The organism is Pseudomonas sp. EL_65y_Pfl1_R83 (assembly GCF_963970695.1).
Lineage (GTDB): Bacteria > Pseudomonadota > Gammaproteobacteria > Pseudomonadales > Pseudomonadaceae > Aquipseudomonas > Aquipseudomonas tritici.
Genome location: NZ_CAXAQI010000018.1, coordinates 16,458 through 36,472 on the forward strand (window position 1 = coordinate 16,458; position 20,015 = coordinate 36,472).

Annotated in this window: 15 protein-coding genes and 2 tRNA genes; 13 read left to right on the forward strand and 4 right to left on the reverse strand. The window is 59.6% G+C overall.

The window, feature by feature from the left end:
* The first annotated feature begins 31 nt into the window (after window positions 1-31).
* The 5 genes from hflK to AACY08_RS22615 all read left to right on the forward strand — a co-directional run bounded on the left by hflK (window position 32) and on the right by AACY08_RS22615 (window position 6,973).
* Window positions 32-1,207 (forward strand): FtsH protease activity modulator HflK, encoded by a 1,176-nt coding sequence (gene hflK / locus AACY08_RS22595; RefSeq protein WP_339415654.1) that lies wholly within the window; start codon window positions 32-34, stop codon window positions 1,205-1,207.
* Window positions 1,207-2,073: a protease modulator HflC gene (hflC, locus tag AACY08_RS22600; protein ID WP_017849753.1), complete on the forward strand. Its 867-nt coding sequence runs from the start codon at window positions 1,207-1,209 to the stop codon at window positions 2,071-2,073. The genes hflK and hflC overlap by 1 nt, the downstream gene beginning before the upstream one ends.
* Window positions 2,074-2,367: 294 nt before the next feature.
* Entirely contained in the window at window positions 2,368-3,555 is a 1,188-nt protein-coding gene (locus tag AACY08_RS22605; protein ID WP_339471476.1) for an ATP phosphoribosyltransferase regulatory subunit, read from the forward strand.
* A 54-nt stretch (window positions 3,556-3,609) separates the two neighbouring features.
* Window positions 3,610-4,899, forward strand: a complete 1,290-nt coding sequence (locus tag AACY08_RS22610) for an adenylosuccinate synthase (RefSeq protein WP_339415659.1) — start codon at window positions 3,610-3,612, stop codon at window positions 4,897-4,899.
* Between the two features lie 139 nt (window positions 4,900-5,038).
* Window positions 5,039-6,973, forward strand: a complete 1,935-nt coding sequence (locus AACY08_RS22615) for a methyl-accepting chemotaxis protein (RefSeq protein WP_339471477.1) — start codon at window positions 5,039-5,041, stop codon at window positions 6,971-6,973.
* Window positions 6,974-7,066: 93 nt separating this feature from the next.
* Here AACY08_RS22615 and AACY08_RS22620 read toward each other — a convergent pair whose 3' ends face one another.
* The 4 genes from AACY08_RS22620 to AACY08_RS22635 form a co-directional block, all read right to left on the reverse strand.
* Entirely contained in the window at window positions 7,067-8,632 is a 1,566-nt protein-coding gene (locus tag AACY08_RS22620; RefSeq protein WP_339471478.1) for an ABC transporter permease, read from the reverse strand.
* The gene (locus tag AACY08_RS22625; protein WP_339471479.1) at window positions 8,632-9,657 is read right to left on the reverse strand and encodes an extracellular solute-binding protein; all 1,026 of its coding nucleotides are present in this window, start codon (window positions 9,655-9,657) and stop codon (window positions 8,632-8,634) included. Before AACY08_RS22625 ends, AACY08_RS22620 begins: the two co-directional genes overlap by 1 nt.
* A 158-nt stretch (window positions 9,658-9,815) precedes the next feature.
* A tRNA-Leu gene (locus tag AACY08_RS22630) sits at window positions 9,816-9,902 on the reverse strand.
* A gap of 152 nt (window positions 9,903-10,054) precedes the next feature.
* Window positions 10,055-10,141 (reverse strand) — tRNA-Leu (locus AACY08_RS22635).
* A 224-nt stretch (window positions 10,142-10,365) separates the two neighbouring features.
* Here AACY08_RS22635 and rnr point away from each other — a divergent pair.
* The 8 genes from rnr to AACY08_RS22675 all read left to right on the forward strand — a co-directional run bounded on the left by rnr (window position 10,366) and on the right by AACY08_RS22675 (window position 19,989).
* Window positions 10,366-13,002 carry a ribonuclease R gene (rnr, locus tag AACY08_RS22640; protein WP_339415663.1) on the forward strand — a complete coding sequence of 879 codons (2,637 nt, stop codon included), beginning with the start codon at window positions 10,366-10,368 and terminating at the stop codon, window positions 13,000-13,002.
* Entirely contained in the window at window positions 12,999-13,760 is a 762-nt protein-coding gene (rlmB, locus tag AACY08_RS22645) for a 23S rRNA (guanosine(2251)-2'-O)-methyltransferase RlmB (RefSeq protein WP_339471480.1), read from the forward strand. The genes rnr and rlmB overlap by 4 nt, the downstream gene beginning before the upstream one ends.
* Window positions 13,761-14,006: 246 nt before the next feature.
* Complete coding sequence (gene rpsF / locus AACY08_RS22650) at window positions 14,007-14,429, forward strand: 30S ribosomal protein S6 (protein ID WP_003236224.1); 423 nt, start codon at window positions 14,007-14,009, stop codon at window positions 14,427-14,429.
* A gap of 28 nt (window positions 14,430-14,457) precedes the next feature.
* Window positions 14,458-14,688, forward strand: coding sequence for a 30S ribosomal protein S18 (gene rpsR, locus AACY08_RS22655; RefSeq protein WP_002551829.1), 231 nt, complete (start codon window positions 14,458-14,460; stop codon window positions 14,686-14,688).
* A gap of 36 nt (window positions 14,689-14,724) precedes the next feature.
* Window positions 14,725-15,618: a hypothetical protein gene (locus AACY08_RS22660; RefSeq protein WP_339471481.1), complete on the forward strand. Its 894-nt coding sequence runs from the start codon at window positions 14,725-14,727 to the stop codon at window positions 15,616-15,618.
* 18 nt (window positions 15,619-15,636) lie between these two features.
* A complete protein-coding gene (gene rplI / locus AACY08_RS22665; RefSeq protein WP_003171376.1) occupies window positions 15,637-16,083 on the forward strand; it encodes a 50S ribosomal protein L9 in 447 nt (148 codons plus the stop codon).
* A gap of 110 nt (window positions 16,084-16,193) precedes the next feature.
* The gene (gene dnaB / locus AACY08_RS22670; RefSeq protein ID WP_049710289.1) at window positions 16,194-17,588 is read left to right on the forward strand and encodes a replicative DNA helicase; all 1,395 of its coding nucleotides are present in this window, start codon (window positions 16,194-16,196) and stop codon (window positions 17,586-17,588) included.
* 97 nt (window positions 17,589-17,685) lie between these two features.
* A complete protein-coding gene (locus AACY08_RS22675; protein WP_339471482.1) occupies window positions 17,686-19,989 on the forward strand; it encodes a YgiQ family radical SAM protein in 2,304 nt (767 codons plus the stop codon).
* Window positions 19,990-20,015 lie beyond the last annotated feature (26 nt).

Below are 20,015 nucleotides of genomic sequence, written 5' to 3' on the forward strand. Positions count from 1 at the left end.
TGCGTCTTTGCTTTATCAGATGGAGAGCGCTATGGCTTGGAATGAGCCGGGTGGCAACTCGAATAATCAGGATCCTTGGGGTGGTAAACGCCGCAATAATGGCGACCGCAAAGGGCCACCAGATCTCGACGAGGCCTTCCGAAAGCTGCAGGAAAGCCTGAATGGGTTGTTCGGTGGTGGGAAAAAACGTGGTGGTGACGACGGCGGTCGCACAAGCAAGGGCGGTGGCTATGGCCTGCTTGGCCTGGGTCTTGTCGTGCTGGCGGCCGTATGGCTGTACAGCGCCGTTTACGTGGTGGACGAGCAGGAGCAAGCCGTGGTGTTGCGCTTCGGCAAGTACTACGAAACCGTCGGTCCGGGCCTGAACATCTACTTCCCGCCGATCGATAAGAAGTACATGGAGAATGTCACGCGTGAGCGTGCCTACACCAAGCAGGGCCAGATGCTGACCGAAGACGAGAACATCGTCGAAGTGCCGCTGACCGTGCAGTACAAGATCAGCAACCTGCAGGACTACGTGCTGAACGTTGACCAGCCGGAAATCAGCCTGCAACACGCAACTGAAAGCGCCCTGCGCCACGTGGTGGGTTCTACCGCCATGGACCAGGTGCTTACCGAAGGTCGTGAGTTGATGGCCAGCGAAATCAAGGAGCGCCTGCAACGGTTCCTCGATACCTATCGCACCGGTATTACCGTCACCCAGGTCAACGTACAGAACGCAGCCGCGCCGCGCGAAGTGCAGGAAGCCTTTGATGATGTGATCCGTGCCCGTGAAGACGAGCAGCGTTCGCGCAACCAGGCTGAAACCTACGCCAACGGCGTCGTGCCGGAAGCCCGTGGTCAGGCCCAGCGTATCCTTGAGGATGCCAATGGTTACCGCGACGAAGTGGTCTCCCGTGCCAAGGGTGAGGCGGATCGCTTTACCAAACTGGTCGCCGAGTACCGCAAGGCGCCGGAAGTTACGCGTGAGCGTCTGTACCTGGACACCATGCAGGAAGTCTTCAGCAACACCAGCAAGGTTCTCGTGACTGGCAGCAAAGGCGGGCAGAACAACCTGCTCTACCTGCCGCTGGACAAGATGATCGAAGGTGGTCGTAGCAGCACCGGCGCACCGTCCACCGGTTCCAATGCCGCTGCCAACGAAGCGAGCGCCCGTGCGGCCGCTGACTTGTCTCAACAGCAAACACGTACCAGGGAGAGTCGTTGATGAGCAATAAATCGCTGACCGCCCTGATTGTGGGCGTCGTCGTGGTCATCGCTGCCTGGAACTGCTTCTACATCGTGGCTCAGACCGAGCGTGCGGTGCTGCTGCAATTCGGTCGCGTGGTCCAGGCGGATGTCCAGCCGGGCTTGCATGTGAAAGTTCCCTACGTCAACCAGGTGCGTAAGTTTGACGCCCGCCTGATGACCCTGGATGCTCCGACACAGCGCTTCCTGACCCTGGAAAAGAAAGCCGTGATGGTTGACGCCTACGCCAAGTGGCGCGTCAAGGATGCCGAGCGCTTCTACACTGCGACCTCCGGCCTCAAGCAGATTGCTGACGAGCGTTTGTCGCGCCGTCTGGAGTCGGGCCTGCGTGACCAGTTTGGTAAGCGCACCCTGCACGAGGTGGTATCCGGTGAGCGTGATGCGCTGATGGCTGACATCACGCGTTCGCTGAACACGATGGCGGAAAAAGAGCTGGGCATCGAAGTGGTTGATGTTCGGGTCAAGGCTATCGACCTGCCGAAGGAAGTGAATCGCAGCGTGTTCGAGCGTATGAGCACCGAGCGTGAGCGTGAAGCCCGTGAGCACCGCGCCAAGGGTAACGAGTTGGCGGAAGGTATCCGTGCGGATGCCGATCGTCAGCGCCGTGTACTGTTGGCCGAAGCCTATCGCGAGTCTGAAGAGGCCCGTGGTGATGGTGATGCCCAAGCTGCTTCGATCTACGCCAAGGCCTACGGCCAGGACCAGGAGTTCTACGCGTTCTACCGTAGCCTGCGTGCCTACCGTGAAAGCTTCGCGAACAAAACCGACGTCATGGTGCTGGACCCAAGCAGCGACTTCTTCCGCTACCTGGAAAAGTCCAAGTAACCAGCCTGTGATTCTGTAGGTGTCACTCCCGTCGGGCGGCTAAAACGCCTGGCGGGGTGATCCTTTCAGAAAACGGGTGTATGATGCGGCAGCCGGGAAATTCCCGGCTTTTTTGCGTCTGCATGTTTGATTCGGCAGGCGTTACAGGTTTTTCGAGGAAAGTGCCCGACGAGGCCGGTGATAGGTCGTTCGTCACGTCGTTCTTGCGCGTGGTTTATGCAAGGGGCGGGTATTTTCTGCTCTACTCAAGGCTCGGCCGAGGGCTGGCCGCCCGGATCATAGGGGAATGGCGTAATGGCAACGGTAGACCGCTGGCTGCTGCCAGATGGCATCGAAGAAGTACTGCCACCGGAGGCTGCGCGCATTGAAGTAGCGCGTCGCCAGGTGTTGGATCTGTTCCAGAGCTGGGGTTACGAGTTTGTCGTGACCCCCCATATCGAGTACCTGGAATCCCTGCTGACCGGCGCGGGCCAGGACCTGGATCTGCGCACCTTCAAAGTCATCGACCCGCAATCGGGCCGGCAAATGGGCTTTCGTGCCGACATCACGCCGCAAGTGGCGCGCATTGATGCACACACCCTGCGTCGCGAAGGCCCTAGCCGCCTGTGCTATGCCGGCAGCGTGCTGCATGCGCAACCGCGTGCACTGTCGTCTTCGCGCAGCCCGATCCAATTGGGTGCCGAGTTGTACGGCGATGCCAGCCCGAGCAGCGACGTTGAGGTGATCAGCTTGATGCTGGCCATGCTGCAATTGGCTGAAGTACCTGATGTCCACATGGACTTGGGCCACGTGGGTATCTACCGTGGCCTGGCCCGCGCAGCCGGTTTGTCCGGTGAAGTGGAACAACAGTTGTTCGATGCCCTGCAACGCAAGGCCATCGATGAAGTGATTGCCCTGACCGCTGGCGTGCCTGCCGATCTGGCCGACATGCTGCGTGCGCTGGTGAACCTGTGCGGCGGCCGTGAAGTGCTGGTGGCTGCGCGTGAGCGCCTGGCCAATGCGCCGGCACCAGTACTGGCTGCGCTGGACGATGTGCTGGCGATTGCCGAGCAGTTGTCGGCACGGTTCCCGCAGCTGCCGCTGTATTTTGACCTGGGTGAGTTGCGCGGCTATCACTACCACACCGGTGTGGTGTTCGCGGTGTTTGTACCAGGCGTCGGCCAAGCCATCGCCCAAGGCGGTCGTTATGACGATATCGGCGCCGATTTTGGCCGTGCGCGTCCGGCCACCGGCTTTTCCACCGATTTGAAAACCCTGGTGACCCTGGGGCGTGCTGAGGTCGAGCTGCCGTCTGGTGGCATCTGGATGCCCGACAGTACGGACGCAGCACTCTGGCAGCAGGTTTGCCAGTTGCGCAGTGAAGGTCAGCGCGTTGTCCAGGCCTTGCCTGGTCAGCCATTGGCCGCCGCCCGTGAAGCGGACTGCGACCGGCAATTGATTCTGCAGAACGGGCTTTGGCAAGTATCGCCACTGGCTTCTTGAGTTTTCCTGCCGGCCATCGCCGGCACCAAGTTTGCGCGAATGAGGACAAGTGTTATGGGTAAGAATGTCGTAGTCCTGGGCACCCAATGGGGTGATGAGGGCAAAGGCAAGATCGTTGATCTGCTGACCGAACATGCTGCCGCCGTAGTGCGCTACCAAGGTGGCCACAACGCTGGCCACACCCTGGTCATCGATGGCGAAAAAACCGTTTTGCACCTGATCCCGTCGGGAGTGCTGCGCGAAGGCGTGCAGTGCCTGATCGGCAACGGCGTGGTGGTTGCACCTGACGCCCTGTTGCGCGAGATCACCAAGCTGGAAGAGAAAGGCGTACCGGTGCGCGAGCGCCTGCGTATCAGCCCGTCCTGCCCGCTGATCCTGTCCTTCCACGTAGCGCTGGACCAGGCCCGTGAAAAGGCCCGTGGCGAGCTGAAGATCGGTACTACTGGTCGCGGCATCGGCCCTGCGTATGAAGACAAGGTGGCTCGTCGTGGCCTGCGTGTTGGCGACCTGCTGAACATGCCGCGCTTCGAAGACAAGCTGCGTGAACTGGTGGATTACCACAACTTCATGCTGGTGGGTTACTACAAAGAGGCGGCCATCGAGTTTGAAAAGACCTTGGCCGAGTGCAAGGAATACGCTGAGCTGCTCAAGCCGCTGATGCTGGACGTGACGGCTGAGTTGCACGATCTGCGTCGCGCTGGCAAGGACATCATGTTCGAAGGTGCCCAGGGTTCGTTGCTGGACATCGACCACGGTACCTACCCGTACGTGACCAGCTCCAACACTACCGCGGGCGGCGTTGCGACTGGCTCGGGCGTTGGTCCTATGTTCCTGGACTACATCCTGGGCATCACCAAGGCTTACACCACCCGTGTAGGCTCAGGTCCATTCCCGACTGAGTTGTTCGACGAAGTCGGTGCGCACCTGGCCAAACAAGGCCACGAGTTCGGCGCAACCACCGGCCGCGCTCGTCGGTGTGGCTGGTTCGACGCCGTTATCCTGCGTCGCGCTATCGATGTGAACAGCATCTCGGGCATCTGCCTGACCAAGCTGGACGTACTCGACGGCTTGGAAACCATCAATATCTGCATCGGCTATAAAGATGCAGAAGGCAAGGACGTTGCCCCGACTGACGCTGACAGCTACGTGGGCCTGCAGCCTGTGTACGAAGAAGTGCCGGGCTGGACCGAATCGACCGTGGGTGCCAAAACCCTGGAAGAGCTGCCAGCTAACGCTCGTGCCTACATCAAGCGTGTTGAAGAGCTGATCGGCGCACCCATCGACATTATTTCGACAGGTCCGGACCGCAACGAAACCATCGTTCTGCGTCACCCGTTCGCTTAATAAGCTGTTGATGTAAAAAGCAAAGGGCTCCTAATGGAGCCCTTTGTCGTTTCTGTCGCCTTAGCGGCACGACCTTTGCTTTGGTTCTCTCTTTCGCGGTGCTATCAAATTAATGGCACCCGTGGTCGAGGGATTCCCGATGTCTGCCGTTCTCTCATTGTTACAAAGCCGTCTGTTGCGGCCGGTGTTCGTTACCCTAGGTATCGCTCTTTTGGTGCAAGTGCTGGTAGCGGTTGCTCTCACACGCAGCACGGTCACGGCGCTGGAGGCTGATCTGGGCAATCGCCTGGGCATCGATAGCCAGAAACTGTCTGGCGAACTGGCGCAGGCTGGTAAAGAAGTCACGTCCAGTCTGGATAGCTTGTCTAGCAGCACCCGTCAGCGCCTGACAGCAGGGCTTTCGACCCGCCTGCAAGAAGAGCAGAAGCAGCTGCGTGCGACCCTGGAAAAAGACCTGCAAGACTCTGCCAATGACATGGCGCAACTACTGGCCTCTGTAGCGCCTCGCGCCATGTGGGACAGCGACGTGCCGACGTTGTCGGAGTTTGCGCGCCGTGCGCAGCGCAATCCCAACGTACTATTTGTAGTTTATGACGACGCCGCGGGTGAGCATTTGACCCGCTACCTGAATCGCGAGAATCCGATCAACCAGGCGCTGCTGGCCAAGGGAGTGGGTGATCGCGCATTGGATAAGGTGCTCGACGCGGCCAAGAACGACCCTTCCGTGTACTACGTCGAGGCGTCTATCAGCCCCAATGGGGTAGAAATTGGCAAAGTCCGTATGGGTGTTTCGACCGTGTCGGTTGAAGCCGACCTGCAGGCACTGGACAAGCGTTTCGCGGCGCTGATTGCCAGCGGCGATCAACTGGTCGGCGACAGCCTCAAAGGCGCGTCGGCTGATAGCGCGGCCGCCATGGGCGCCCGCCTGCAATCCGCGCAAGCCACGGCCACCCAGATGACCGCCAATACCACCAGCGCCGTTCAGGAGGCTGCTGGCACCTTACGCTGGCGCATCGGCATGGGGCTCGCGCTGGTCGGTTTTGGTGTATTGCTGCTGATCGCCATCGTGTTGGGGCGCCGTGTCGTCAACCGCTTGAAGCTGCTGATCGCAGCCATGGATGACCTGGCTGCGGGTGAGGGCGACCTCACCAAGCGTGTGCAGATCAGCAGCAAGGATGAAATCGGCGACATGGCCTCGGCGGTCAATCGCTTTGTGGATAAGTTGCAGCCTATCGTCCGCGAGGCGGGGGATGTGGCCCAGCGTACTGGCGTGGAAATCGGCGCCATGACCTTGCGCAATGCCGGTGCTGATGCGGCGGCGGGCTTGCAGCGTGATGAAGTGGCCGAGAGCTTGCGCGCGCTGTCGCAAATGGCAGACGAAGCGCAAGCCGAAAGCCATGCGATGCAGGCGGCGTTGCAGCAGGTGGTGGATATTCGCCAGGCCACGGATGAGAACTCGCGGACTTCGGCGCAGGTCGGCAGTTTGATCGAGGCGCTGGCGGGCCAGGTGCAGGCAGGCTCCCAAGTGATTGAGCGTCTGGCCCAGCAAAGCGAGCAGATCGAGGTGGTGCTGACCGTGATTCACGGCATCGCCGAGCAAACCAACCTGCTGGCGCTCAATGCGGCGATCGAAGCAGCCCGCGCGGGTGAGACCGGTCGCGGCTTTGCCGTGGTGGCAGACGAGGTGCGCGCGCTGGCGAGTAAAACCCAAAGCTCCACCGGTGATATCCAGGCGCATATCGTGGCGTTGCAGCAAGGCGCCCGTGAGGCGGTGGAAACCATCGGCAAGGCCGGACGCCAGGCCAATGAAGGTTTGCTGGTGCTGCGCGATAGCGTGCGCTTGCAGCAGACGATGCAGGCCTCGGTGGAGCAGGTGCATGCGGCGATTGGCTTGGCGACGCGCGCGGCTGAGCATCAGGCGCAGGGCGCGCATGCGGTGCGTGGTCGCGTTGAAGTGATCCATGCCCAGGCTGAGCGTGCTGCGCAGGCGGTGGTGGAGACGACGGCCAGTGGCAAGGTGCTGGATGGGTTGGCGGCGCAATTGAAGGCAAGCCTGGGACAGTTCCGGGCCTAGCGTCGCCTGTTCCGGCGTCATCGCGAGCAAGCCTGGCTCCCACCTTGGAATGCATTCCAAATGTGGGTGTCGGGCTTGCCCGCGATAGCGGTCTCAGCGGCTCAGATACATCCGGGTCGTCAGCAGGTACACCGGCAACCCCGACACCAGAATCAACAACGCCGCATACGGCGCCGCCGCCGCAAACTCGACATTCGAAGTATGCGCCCACACCGCCGTCGCCAATGTATTCAACCCGGTCGGGCTCAGCAGCAACGTCGCCGTCAATTCCTTCATCGCATCCAGAAACACCAGCGCAAACGCTGCACCCAATGCCGGGAAAATAATGGGCAGCGTCACTCGGCAAAACGCACTGAACGACGACGCCCCCAGCGTACGTGCGGCCTCTTCCAGCTGCGGCGCGGCCTTGTTCAGTGCTGTACGAATCGGCGCCTGGGCCAGTGGCAAAAACAACAACGCATAAGCGATCAACAACAGTGCCGATGTCTGATACAGCGCCGGCACGTAATGCAGGGCGAAATACACCAGCGTCAGCGCAATCACCAGGCCGGGCAGGGCGTGCAGCAGATACGGCAGGCGCTCGGCCCAGATTGCCAGTTGGCCTTTGTAACGCACTACTAGCAGGCCCACTGGCACCGCCAATACTAAGCACAGCGCCGCACCGCCGAGAGAAAGTGCCAACGAAGACAACAACGCTTCACTGATCTCATCCACCGGGAATGCGGCGGAAGAGCCCACTGCCAACCAGTAACCGAGCATCCCCAGTGGTATGCCGCTGCCGATGATCGCCAGTACCAGGCAATACGCCTGGCCCAGCGGTGCCCACTTACCTAGTCGAACCTGCTCGGCGTGCCGCGCTGCGCCTTGGCCTATGCGCACATGTCGGCCCTTGCCGCGCACGCGCAACTCCAACCACAACAGCGTCAGGCACATCACCAGGAGCACTGCCGAGAGCATCGCGGCGTTGGCATTGCTGAATTCCAGTTCGAATTGCTGGTAGATCGCGGTGGTAAAGGTCTGCAGTCCGATAATCGACAGCGCGCCGAATTCCACCAGCATGTGCAGCGCGATCAACAGTGCCCCGGCCAGCAGCGATGGCCATAGCAAAGGCAATGTGACGCGCAAGAACACGCTCCAGCGATTCAGCCCCAGGGTGCGGGCCGACTCTTCCAGTGAGGGATCAAGGTTGCGCAGCGTCGCCGCCACTGGCAAAAACACCAGCGGGTATTTCGACAAGCTCATCACCAGGATCGCGCCGCCGAGCCCTTCGAAGTTGGCGCTCAGCGAGACCCAGGTAAAGCTGCTGACAAATGCCGGCACCGCAAACGGCAGGCATAAAATCACGCCCCATATGCGTCGCCCCGGCAGGTTGCTGCGCTCCAGCAGCCAGGCCAGCGACAGGCCGATCACGCCGCATGCCAGCGTCACGCCGACCATCAGCGCCAGGGTGTTGCGCAGCAGCCCGAACACGTACGGGCGCCACAGCAGGTGCACCGCTTCCGCCCAGCCGGCCTGCCAGGCCTTCAGCCCGACATACGCCAGCGGCAGCAGGCTCAGGCCAACCAGCAACAGCACGGGCAGTAACAGCCAGATAGAAGGGCGCTTGCGCTTTGGGCTGAACCCCCTGCGCGTGGCAGGGGCGGATAGCGATGGGTTCATCAGTTCAAGCCAACGTCACGTTCCAGTTCCAGGGCTTCTTCGGCGTTGCCCAAGTCGGCAGGGGTGACTTTCGGAGGTTGCAGCTCACTGAAAGGCTTGAGGCCGCGCTTGGATTCCATGCCTTTGCGCAGCGGGTACTCAGCCGAGGTGTTGGTGATCACGCGTTGGCCTTCTTCGCTGGCCATGAACGCCAACAGTTGCTGCGCTTCCTTGGGGTGCTTGCTGGATTTCAGCGCTGCAGCCGAAGACACGGTGATCAGGCCGCCGGCATCGCCATTGGTGAAGTAGTGCAACTGGGAGTCCAGGTTGGTTTTTTCTTTCTTCAGCGCGAACCAGTAGTAGTTGTTCACCAGCACAGTGGCCACTTCGCCGTTCTCCACGGCTTTGAGGGCGACCATATTATTGCTGTACACCTTGCCGAAGGCACGCAGGCCGGTCAGCCATTCTTCGGCGGCTTCGCGACCGTGCAACTTGATGATCGCCACGGCCTGCTCCTGGAATGCGCCACTGGTGGGCACGAAGCCAACCTTGCCTTGCCACTCGGGGCCGGCGAAATCCAACACCGATTTCGGCAGGTCTTTTTCAGCAATCAGTTTTGGGTTAAAGGCCACGACGCGGGTGCGTGCGGTCACGCCCATCCAGTCGCCATTGGCGCCGACATAATCCTTGGGCAATACGTCGAGGGTGCTCGCGTCGATTTTGGCCAGCAGGCCTTGTTCGCCGAGTTTGTTCAGTGGTGGCGATTCTTCGGTGTAGATCACGTCGGCAGGGGAGCGGTCACCCTCTTCGGCGACCTGGCTGGCCAGTTGGTTGCTGCTGCCTTTGCGTACGTTGACGTGAATGCCGGTCTTGGCTTCGAAGGCCTTGGCGAGTTCATCACCGACTTCTTTGTGCTGGCCGTTGTACAGGGTCAGGGAGACCTTGTCGGCGGAATAGGCAGTGGGCGAGAGCAGGGTCAGGCCGAGCAGAGTGATGGTCAGGCCACGCAGAAGGGATGTCTTGAGATGGGTATCGCGGATCATCATCCGGGTTGTTCCTCACTTGTATTCAACAAATACTTACAAGGATAAACGATAAAACTTCTCAAGTGCGGACGAGGGCGAAATCGCGGGGGAAGTTTCCACGCTAATGTTTTCAATCCCCGGAAACGAAAAAACCCGCTTTCGCGGGTTTGATCTGAATTTGGTGCCCAGGAGAAGACTCGAACTTCCACGACCTTGCGATCACCAGCACCTGAAGCTGGCGTGTCTACCAATTTCACCACCTGGGCATTATCAAGCAACGTTGCCGCTGTCGATGGGCGAACTATACGGCGGGGTTTTTGATCTGTAAACCCCTGATTCGAAAAAATAAATCGGGTTTTGCTTTAAAAATCAAAGACTTGAAACGAAAAAACCCGCTTTCGCGGGTTTGATCTGAATTTGGTGCCCAGGAGAAGACTCGAACTTCCACGACCTTGCGATCACCAGCACCTGAAGCTGGCGTGTCTACCAATTTCACCACCTGGGCAGCATCAACAACGTTGCCGTCGTCGATGGCGCGCACTATACGGAGTGGTATTTGTACTGTAAACCCCCGCTATCAAAAAAAACTGGAAAATATCACCGCCGGGCGTGCAAGCTGTATTTCGGAAGCTGTAAAGTGCTTTTAACGGCTTGTTCGTGCCTGAAATTTCCCGTTTCAATACGCGTATGCCAAACTAACCCGTATATAGACAAGGTGAAAACTCTCTAATGGCCGATTGGCAGTCCCTCGATCCCGAGGCCGCTCGTGAAGCGGAAAAATATGAAAACCCTATTCCTAGCCGTGAACTGATCCTGGCGCATCTCGCTGATCGGGGTTCGCCTGCTAGCCGTGAGCAACTGGTTGAAGAATTCGGTCTGACCACCGAAGACCAGCTCGAAGCCCTGCGCCGCCGTTTGCGTGCCATGGAGCGCGACGCTCAACTGATCTACACCCGCCGTGGCACCTACGCGCCTGTGGATAAGCTCGACCTGATCCTGGGTCGCATTGCCGGCCATCGTGACGGCTTCGGCTTCCTGATCCCGGACGACGGCAGTGACGACCTGTTCATGAGCCCGGCGCAAATGCGCCTGGTGTTCGACGGCGACCGTGCCTTGGCCCGCGTTTCCGGCCTGGACCGTCGTGGTCGTCGTGAAGGTGTGATCGTTGAAGTGGTGTCCCGCGCCCACGAGTCCATTGTCGGTCGTTACTTCGAAGAAGGCGGTATCGGCTTTGTTGTGCCGGATAACCCGAAGGTCCAGCAAGAAGTGCTGATTACCCCGGGCCGCAATGGCGCTGCCAAGGTCGGTCAGTTCGTCGAGGTGAAAATCACCCACTGGCCAACTCCGCGCTTCCAGCCACAGGGCGATATCGTTGAAGTGGTCGGCAACTACATGGCGCCGGGCATGGAAATCGACGTTGCGCTGCGCACCTACGATATTCCTCACGTCTGGCCTGACGCTGTGCTGAAAGAAGCCGCCAAGCTCAAGCCGGTAGTTGAAGAAAAAGACAAAGAAAAACGCATCGACTTGCGTCATCTGCCGTTCGTCACCATCGACGGCGAAGATGCCCGCGACTTCGACGATGCGGTTTACTGCGAAGCCAAGCCTGGCAAGCTGCGCCTGTTCTCGGGTGGCTGGAAGCTGTTTGTCGCCATTGCCGACGTGTCCAGCTACGTGAAAATCGGTTCGGCCCTGGACAACGAAGCCCAGGTGCGCGGCAACTCGGTGTACTTCCCTGAGCGCGTGATCCCGATGCTGCCTGAGCAGCTGTCCAACGGTCTGTGCTCCCTGAACCCGAAAGTCGACCGTTTGGCCATGGTGTGCGAGATGACCATCTCGAAAACCGGCGAAATGACCGACTACCAGTTCTATGAAGCGGTGATCCACTCCCAGGCGCGCCTGACCTACAACAAGGTCAGCACCATCCTGGAAACGCCGAAAACCAGCGAAGCCAAGGCCCTGCGTACCGAGTACGCCGGCGTGGTTCCGCACCTCAAGCAGCTCTATGCGCTGTACAAGGTGTTGCTGGGTGCCCGTCACGTACGTGGCGCGATCGATTTTGAAACGCAGGAAACCCGAATTGTCTTCGGTTCCGAGCGCAAGATCGCCGCGATCACCCCGACCACGCGTAACGATGCTCACAAACTGATCGAGGAATGCATGCTGGCGGCCAACGTGGCCACTGCTGAATTCCTGAAAAAGCACGAAATTCCTGCGCTCTACCGGGTGCACGACGGTCCGCCGCCGGAGCGTCTGGAGAAGTTGCGTGCATTCCTCGGTGAGTTGGGCCTGTCCCTGCACAAAGGCAAAGATGGCCCATCGCCGAAGGATTACCAGGCGCTGCTCGCGAGCATCAAGGACCGTCCGGATTACCACGTGATCCAGACCGTGATGCTGCGTTCCCTGAGTCAAGCGGTGTACAGCGCTGATAACCAAGGCCACTTCGGCCTGAATTACGAAGCCTATACCCACTTCACCTCGCCAATTCGCCGTTACCCGGACCTGCTCACTCACCGTGCGATCCGTAGCGTGATCCATTCCAAGCAAAACACCCCGCACGTCAAGCGTGCCGGTGCGATGACCATTCCGAAGGCGCGGATCTATCCGTACGACGAAGCGGCGCTGGAACAGTTGGGCGAGCAATGCTCCATGAGCGAGCGCCGTGCAGACGAAGCCACTCGCGACGTAGTGAACTGGCTCAAGTGCGAGTTCATGAAGGATCGCGTGGGTGAGTCGTTCCCGGGTGTGATCACAGCGGTGACTGGCTTTGGTCTGTTCGTTGAACTGACCGATATCTACGTCGAGGGTCTGGTGCATGTCACCGCCTTGCCGGGTGACTACTACCACTTTGACCCTGTGCATCACCGCCTCGCGGGCGAGCGCACCGGTCGTAGCTTCCGTTTGGGTGACACGGTTGAAGTGCAGGTCATGCGCGTCGACCTTGACGAGCGCAAGATCGACTTCGGTATGCCTGAGAAGCCTGCCGAGGCGCCGGGCAGCCGTAAAAAACGTGGCAGCGAACCTACTGCGCCAGCCGGCAAAGGCAGGGGCACTTCCGCGAAAGCGGCAGCCGCCGAGCCTGCGCCAGCCAAGGCGGGTCGTCGCTCGTCTACCAAGGAAAAGGCTCCTGAGGCCTACCGCCCAAGCGACGCAGCGGCGAAAAACGCCGAATTGCGCAAAAGCCGCGAGTTGAAGCAGCAGTTGCTCAACGAAGCCAAAAGCGGTGGTAAAGCGGTGTCTGGGGGAAAGTCTCGCGGGGACGAAAACCCGTCGAGCAAGCCAAGTAAGCACCGTAAAGGCCCGCCCAAAGCGGGTTCGACCCCCGCGAAAAGCGGTGGGTCGCGCAAACCTAAGGCCAAGTCATGAGTCTGGAAAAAATCTACGGCGTGCATGCCGTAGAAGCACTGCTGCGTCACCACCCTAAGCGCGTCAAGCAAGTGTGGCTGGCAGAAGGTCGCAGCGAGCCACGCGTGCAAGCGCTGGTCGAACTGGCCACCCAAAACAAGGTGGCTATCGGTCAGGCTGAGCGTCGGGAAATGGACGTGTGGGTTGAGGGCGTTCACCAAGGCGTGGTTGCAGACGTCAGTCCGAGTCAGGTCTGGGGCGAAGCCATGCTCGACGAGCTGCTCGACCGTACCGAAGGTGCCCCGCTGTTGCTGGTGCTGGACGGCGTGACCGACCCGCATAACCTCGGCGCTTGCCTGCGTTCGGCGGATGCTGCCGGCGCGCTGGCAGTGATTGTGCCTAAAGACAAGTCGGCCACCCTGACGCCAGTCGTGCGTAAAGTGGCCTGCGGCGCGGCGGAAGTGATTCCGCTGGTGGCTGTGACCAACCTGGCGCGCACCCTGGAGAAACTCCAGCAGCGTGGCCTGTGGATCGTGGGTACGGCAGGCGAGGCTGAGGTCAGCATTTATGACCAGGACCTCACCGGCCCGACCATTTTGATCATGGGTGCCGAGGGTAAGGGCATGCGTCGCCTGACCCGTGAGCACTGCGATTACCTGGTGCATTTGCCGATGGTGGGTAGTGTCAGCAGTCTGAACGTGTCGGTTGCTACCGGCGTGTGCCTGTTTGAAGCCCAGCGCCAGCGTGGCGCCAAGGCCAAAACCAAGCCTAAGAAATAACCAAGTCTGGCGCAGGTCGAAAATGTGGGAGCGAGCAAGCCCGCTCCCATATCTGTTTTAGGGTGTTTGGAGGATTGTTCAAATAATCACCAATCACCTTGCGCCGTTCCTCCCCCTTCTCTACAATTGCGCCCCTTGCCTTCCTGGCGGGCACCGATGTGCCTCCCTTTGGCAAGATCCATAAGTGTCATTCACTCCTTGTCTGACCGTTTTTGAGCGGCAGGCTACAACCCGTAAGGAGCATTCATGCGTCATTACGAAATCATCTTTTTGGTCCACCCGGATCAAAGCGAGCAAGTCGGCGGCATGGTAGAGCGTTACACCAAGCTGATCGAAGAAGACGGCGGCAAAATCCACCGTCTGGAAGATTGGGGCCGTCGTCAACTGGCCTATGCAATCAACAATGTTCACAAGGCTCACTACGTGATGCTGAACGTTGAATGCACTGGCAAGGCCCTGGCCGAGCTGGAAGACAACTTCCGCTACAACGATGCAGTGATCCGTAACCTGGTCATCCGTCGCGAAGAAGCCGTTACCGGCCAATCCGAGATGCTCAAGGCTGAAGAAAACCGCAGTGAGCGCCGTGAGCGTCGCGACCGTCCTGAGCACGAAGGCGCTGATAGCGCTGATAGTGATGACAGCGACAACAGCGATAACGCTGACGAGTAATCCACGGACCTTTTAAGGAGCCTATCAAATGGCACGTTTCTTCCGTCGTCGTAAATTCTGCCGCTTCACCGCTGAAGACGTGAAAGAGATCGATTACAAAGATCTCAACACTCTGAAAGCCTACGTATCCGAGACCGGCAAAATCGTTCCAAGCCGTATCACCGGTACCAAAGCACGTTATCAGCGTCAGCTGGCCACCGCTATCAAGCGCGCCCGCTTCCTGGCCCTGCTGGCCTACACCGACAGCCACGGCCGCTGAGACCGGGCAGTCGACAAGTAGTAAGGGATTGAATGCATGCGCGCCTTAGCTGAGTTCATCATGCGCGGTCGTGTGCAGGCCACTCTGGTAGTGGCTGGATGTGCAGCATTGCCGTTGTTGTATTGGTTGGGTGCTGCCGCTGGATGCCTTGTGCTCCTGCGGCGCGGTTTGCAGGGCGCCGTTGGCGTCCTGGCCCTGGGAGTGTTGGCCGCCTTGATCTGGTGGCTGCAACTGGGCGAACCCAAGGTACTTCTGGTACTGCTGGGGTCGTCGAGCCTTGCGTTGGTGTTGCGCGCAAGTGAGTCCTGGGTCCGCACGCTGCTGGTCAGCGTGGCATTGGGGTTGGTGTTTTCGGTGTTGATTGACGCGGCTTTCCGCCCGCAAATCGAGGCGCTGTCGCAAGAGATCGTCAAGATCCTGCCGATGGCCCTCGGGGAACTCTACCAGCAGTTGTCGGTAGATGAGCGAGCGCGACTGGCAACACTGATTACACCGGCCCTGATCGGCCTGATGGCGGTAATGATGCAGATCGTCAGCTTGTTGAGCCTGATGCTTGGGCGATATTGGCAGGCGTTGTTGTACAACCCGGGTGGTTTTGGTCGCGAGTTTCGCAGTATCAGAATTCCCGTGGGCTCAGCGATGTTGCTGCTTGCACTCATGGTTATCGGACCGAACCTCGGTTCGCAGATGGCCTTGATGGTGCTGTTTTGCAGCGTACCGCTGATGTTCGCCGGACTGGCCCTGATTCACGGGCTGGTCGCGCAGAAGCGCCTGGCCAAGTTTTGGCTGGTGGGGTTGTACGTAACGATGTTGCTGTTCATGCAGCTGATCTATCCGTTACTCGTGGTTCTGGCCATTGTCGACGGCCTGATTGATTTTCGCGGTCGTCTGGCGCCGAAAGACGCCGATAACGCGAACGGTGAAGGTTAAAAGTTAGAGGATTTTCACATGCAACTGATCCTTCTGGAAAAAGTCGCCAACCTGGGCAACCTGGGCGACAAAGTGAACGTTAAGGCCGGCTACGGTCGTAACTACCTGCTGCCATACGGCAAAGCCACCGCTGCAACCGCTGCCAACCTGGCTGCGTTTGAAGAGCGTCGTGCTGAGCTGGAAAAAGCAGCAGCAGACAAAAAAGCTTCGGCCGAAACTCGCGCTGCCCAACTGGCTGAGCTGGAAGTGACTATCACTGCCACCGCCGGTGACGAAGGCAAGCTGTTCGGTTCGATCGGCACCCACGACATCGCTGATGCACTGACCGCCTCCGGCGTTGAAGTGCAGAAGAGCGAAGTTCGTCTGCCGAACGGCACCATCCGCAACGTAGGCGAATTCGACGTAGCCGTGCACCTGCACGCCGAAGTTGAAGCCACCGTACGCGTTGTCGTGGTAGCTGCTTAAGCAAGACCCAACTGGCTGGCACCTTGCGTGACAGCCGGTTAACATCGGGCACGATCCTGTTTACAGGTCGTGCCTTTTGTTTTTTTACACACCCCTAATTCCAAGTGGCCATGAACGATATTTCAGCTCCCGAGCAATACGATCTGCAAACCGCTGCCCTGAAGGTGCCGCCGCACTCCATCGAGGCCGAACAGGCCGTGCTCGGTGGTTTGATGCTGGACAACAACGCCTGGGAGCGCGTGCTGGATCAAGTCTCGGACGGTGACTTCTATCGCCATGACCACCGCTTGATCTTCCGCGCCATCGCCAAGCTGGCCGATCAGAACTCCCCCATCGACGTCGTGACCCTTGCCGAGCAGTTGGACAAGGAAGGTCAGACCTCACAGGTGGGCGGTCTCGGCTACCTGGGTGAGCTCGCAAAAAACACCCCGTCGGTCGCCAACATCAAGGCCTATGCGCAGATCGTCCGCGCGCGGGCAACGTTGCGTCAATTGATCGGCATTGCCACTGAAATCGCCGACAGTGCCTTCAACCCGGAAGGGCGTACAGCCGAGGAAATCCTCGACGAAGCCGAGCGGCAGATCTTCCAGATCGCCGAAGCGCGGCCGAAAACGGGCGGCCCGGTCAGCGTCAACGACCTGTTGACCAAAGCCATCGACCGTATTGATACCCTGTTTAACACCGACAACGCGATCACGGGCCTGTCCACCGGCTACACCGACCTTGATGGCATGACCAGCGGCCTGCAACCGTCTGACTTGATCATCGTTGCGGGTCGTCCGTCGATGGGTAAAACCACGTTCGCGATGAATCTGGTGGAAAACGCCGTTCTGCGCAGTGACAAGGCGGTGCTGGTTTACTCCCTGGAGATGCCAGGTGAATCGCTGATCATGCGGATGCTTTCATCCCTGGGCCGCATCGACCAGACCAAAGTACGTGCTGGTCGCCTGGAAGACGATGATTGGCCGCGCCTGACCTCGGCGGTCAATCTGCTCAACGACCGCAAGCTGTTCATTGATGACACGGCCGGTATCAGCCCTTCGGAAATGCGCGCGCGCACCCGACGCCTGGTGCGTGAGCATGGCGACATTGCCCTGATCATGATCGACTACCTGCAGTTGATGCAGATCCCCGGCTCCAGCGGTGACAGCCGAACCAACGAGATTTCCGAGATTTCTCGCTCGTTGAAAGCCCTGGCCAAGGAATTCAACTGCCCAGTGGTGGCGCTGTCCCAGCTCAACCGTTCCCTGGAACAACGGCCCAACAAGCGCCCGATCAACTCCGACTTGCGGGAATCCGGAGCGATCGAGCAGGATGCTGACGTGATCATGTTCGTGTACCGCGACGAGGTGTATCACCCGGAAACCGAGCACAAGGGCATCGCCGAGATCATCATCGGCAAGCAGCGTAACGGCCCGATCGGCACCACGCGCCTGGCGTTTATCGGTAAATACACCCGGTTCGAAAACCTTGCGCCAGGCAGTTACAACTTCGAAGACGAGTAAATGAACGCCTCCAATTCCGACTGCAAAGGTCGGAATTGGTCAAATTTTGTGCTATATTCCGCGCCCGCGATTTTTCATCTCAACACCGGTCACCGTCATGCAAACAGCCAAGCCGTTATTTGACTATCCCAAGTACTGGGCCGAATGTTTCGGTCCTGCGCCATTCCTGCCAATGAGCAGGGAGGAGATGGATCAGCTTGGCTGGGATTCCTGCGACATCATCATCGTCACCGGTGATGCCTACGTTGATCATCCGTCGTTCGGCATGGCGATCATTGGCCGGCTGCTGGAGTCTCAGGGCTTCCGCGTCGGGATCATTGCGCAGCCGAACTGGCAGTCCAAAGACGACTTCATGAAGCTCGGCGAGCCGAATCTGTTCTTTGGCGTCGCGGCCGGCAACATGGACTCGATGATCAACCGTTACACCGCCGACAAGAAGATCCGCTCCGACGACGCCTACACCCCCGGCGGCATGGCCGGCAAACGCCCGGACCGCGCCAGCCTGGTGTACAGCCAGCGTTGCAAGGAAGCCTACAAGAACGTGCCGATCGTGCTCGGTGGCATCGAAGCCTCCCTGCGCCGCATCGCTCACTACGACTACTGGCAGGATCGCGTTCGTAACTCGATCCTGATCGACGCCGCCGCAGACATCCTGTTGTACGGCAACGCCGAGCGGGCCATCGTCGAAGTTGCCCAGCGCCTGTCGTGGGGCCACAAGATCGAAGACATCACCGACGTGCGTGGCACTGCGTTCATTCGCCGTGACACCCCGGCTGGCTGGTACGAAGTGGACTCCACGCGTATCGACCGTCCGGGCAAGATCGACAAAATCATCAACCCGTACGTGAACACCCAGGACACCCAGGCTTGCGCCATTGAGCAGGAAAAAGGTCCGGTTGATGATCCGGACGAAGCCAAGGTTGTGCAGATCCTGGCCAGCCCGCGCATGACCCGCGACAAAACCGTGATCCGCCTGCCGTCGGTGGAAAAAGTCCGTGGCGACGCAGTGCTCTACGCTCACGCCAACCGCGTGTTGCACCTGGAAACCAACCCAGGCAACGCCCGCGCGCTGGTGCAAAAACATGGTGAAGTGGATGTGTGGTTCAACCCGCCGCCCATTCCCATGACCACCGAAGAAATGGACTACGTGTTCGGCATGCCTTACGCACGTGTCCCGCACCCGGTGTACGGCAAGGAAAAGATTCCGGCCTACGACATGATCCGCTTCTCGGTGAACATCATGCGTGGCTGCTTTGGCGGCTGTACCTTCTGCTCGATCACCGAGCACGAAGGCCGCATCATCCAGAACCGTTCCGAGGAGTCGATCATTCGCGAGATCGAAGAGATCCGCGACAAGGTCCCGGGCTTTACCGGGGTGATCTCCGACCTCGGCGGGCCGACCGCGAACATGTACCGCATCGCCTGCAAGAGCCCGGAAATCGAATCCGCGTGCCGCAAGCCGTCGTGCGTATTCCCTGGTATTTGCCCGAACCTGAACACCGACCACTCGTCGTTGATCCAGCTGTACCGCAGCGCCCGTGCGTTGCCGGGTGTGAAGAAGATTCTGATCGCCTCCGGCCTGCGCTACGACCTCGCCGTCGAGTCGCCGGAGTACGTCAAGGAGCTGGTCACCCACCACGTCGGTGGCTACCTCAAGATCGCGCCGGAACACACCGAGGAAGGTCCGCTCAACCAGATGATGAAACCGGGCATTGGCAGCTATGACAAGTTCAAGCGCATGTTCGAGAAGTACACCAAGGAAGCCGGTAAAGAGCAGTACCTGATCCCGTACTTCATCGCTGCCCACCCCGGCACCACCGATGAAGACATGATGAACCTGGCCCTATGGCTCAAGGGCAACGGCTTCCGCGCCGATCAGGTGCAGGCGTTTTACCCGTCGCCGATGGCCACCGCCACCGCGATGTACCACTCGGGCAAGAACCCGCTGCGCAAGGTCACCTACAAGAGCGACGCGGTGACCATCGTCAAGAGCGAAGATCAGCGCCGTCTGCACAAGGCGTTCCTGCGCTACCACGACCCGAAAGGCTGGCCGCTGCTACGTGAAGCGCTGACCCGCATGGGCCGCGCCGACCTGATCGGGCCGGGCAAGGAGCAACTGATCCCGCTGCATCAGCCGAGCACCGACAGCTACCAGAGCGCGCGTCGCAAGAACTCGACGCCGGCCGGCAGCCACAAGGTTGCGAAGGAAACCACCACCAAAATCCTCACCCAGCACACCGGCTTGCCACCGCGCGGCAGCGACGGCAGCAACCCGTGGGACAAACGTGAGCAAGCCAAGGCTGCGGCCATGGCGCGTAATAAGCAGGCGGCCAAAGAACGCACCGATGCGGCGAAGGGCAAAGGCAAGAAGCCTGCGCGCAAGCCGGTCGTGCCGCGTTGATCGCAGCCTGAATATGCAAAACGCCA

What these genes read in the sequence shown, in the direction of transcription:
- rlmB (WP_339471480.1), top strand. Translation starts at nt 12,999, where the DNA reads ATGAGTCTGGAAAAAATCTACGGCGTGCATGCCGTAGAAGCACTGCTG.
- AACY08_RS22660 (WP_339471481.1), top strand. Translation starts at nt 14,725, where the DNA reads ATGCGCGCCTTAGCTGAGTTCATCATGCGCGGTCGTGTGCAGGCCACT.
- rnr (WP_339415663.1), top strand. Translation starts at nt 10,366, where the DNA reads ATGGCCGATTGGCAGTCCCTCGATCCCGAGGCCGCTCGTGAAGCGGAA.
- rpsF (WP_003236224.1), top strand. Translation starts at nt 14,007, where the DNA reads ATGCGTCATTACGAAATCATCTTTTTGGTCCACCCGGATCAAAGCGAG.
- AACY08_RS22615 (WP_339471477.1), top strand. Translation starts at nt 5,039, where the DNA reads ATGTCTGCCGTTCTCTCATTGTTACAAAGCCGTCTGTTGCGGCCGGTG.
- dnaB (WP_049710289.1), top strand. Translation starts at nt 16,194, where the DNA reads ATGAACGATATTTCAGCTCCCGAGCAATACGATCTGCAAACCGCTGCC.
- AACY08_RS22625 (WP_339471479.1), bottom strand. Translation starts at nt 9,657, where the DNA reads ATGATGATCCGCGATACCCATCTCAAGACATCCCTTCTGCGTGGCCTG.
- AACY08_RS22605 (WP_339471476.1), top strand. Translation starts at nt 2,368, where the DNA reads ATGGCAACGGTAGACCGCTGGCTGCTGCCAGATGGCATCGAAGAAGTA.
- rplI (WP_003171376.1), top strand. Translation starts at nt 15,637, where the DNA reads ATGCAACTGATCCTTCTGGAAAAAGTCGCCAACCTGGGCAACCTGGGC.
- rpsR (WP_002551829.1), top strand. Translation starts at nt 14,458, where the DNA reads ATGGCACGTTTCTTCCGTCGTCGTAAATTCTGCCGCTTCACCGCTGAA.
- AACY08_RS22620 (WP_339471478.1), bottom strand. Translation starts at nt 8,632, where the DNA reads ATGAACCCATCGCTATCCGCCCCTGCCACGCGCAGGGGGTTCAGCCCA.
- hflK (WP_339415654.1), top strand. Translation starts at nt 32, where the DNA reads ATGGCTTGGAATGAGCCGGGTGGCAACTCGAATAATCAGGATCCTTGG.
- AACY08_RS22675 (WP_339471482.1), top strand. Translation starts at nt 17,686, where the DNA reads ATGCAAACAGCCAAGCCGTTATTTGACTATCCCAAGTACTGGGCCGAA.
- hflC (WP_017849753.1), top strand. Translation starts at nt 1,207, where the DNA reads ATGAGCAATAAATCGCTGACCGCCCTGATTGTGGGCGTCGTCGTGGTC.
- AACY08_RS22610 (WP_339415659.1), top strand. Translation starts at nt 3,610, where the DNA reads ATGGGTAAGAATGTCGTAGTCCTGGGCACCCAATGGGGTGATGAGGGC.